General features: G+C 39.8%; 1 pseudogene. It reads right to left on the reverse strand.

The features are described 5' to 3' along the window. Positions 1–651: pseudogene (locus tag WKH56_RS35050) on the reverse strand (IS3 family transposase); the annotation flags it as partial.

Below are 651 nucleotides of genomic sequence, written 5' to 3' on the forward strand. Positions count from 1 at the left end.
CGATGTGTACACGGAACCTTGATCGCTATGCAGCGTGCATCCTTCAGGCAAAGAAGGAAGTTGACTTAACGTATCTAAAACAAACGCTACGTTTTGACAATCACCAATGGAATACGCAATGATTTCTCCGTTAAATAAATCCTGAATACTTGAAAGATACAACTGTTTGGGTCCAAAAGGCAAGTAGGTAATATCCGTCACTAGTTTTTGAAGAGGACGATCAGCTCGAAATTCACGATTTAATACATTCTCTGCAACCTGATAAGGTTGCCCTGTTCGCTGACGTTTCTTCCGTTTTACGCGACATTGCCAACCATACTTCTGCATGGCACGCTGCACAAACTTATGATTCATCTTCATCGTTCGATTGAGTAATGCTGTAATCTTTCGATAGCCATATCGAAACTTGTGTTTATGACATTGTTCACCAACTTGTTGTTCCATCCATTTCTTTAGTGTATCCCGTTTTGTATGTTGCTTCCAACGATAGTAAGTGGATCGAGGGATATTAAGATGTAAACAGATTTGATAAATAGGCACCTGACCTTTTAGCTCTTCCACTGTGTTTACTACAATTTCTGGTACCACTTCCTTTCCAATTCCTTGTACTTTTTTAAGATCTCAATCTGTTGCTTTAACTGCCGGTTCTCT

This window comes from Priestia sp. SB1 (genome assembly GCF_038898415.1).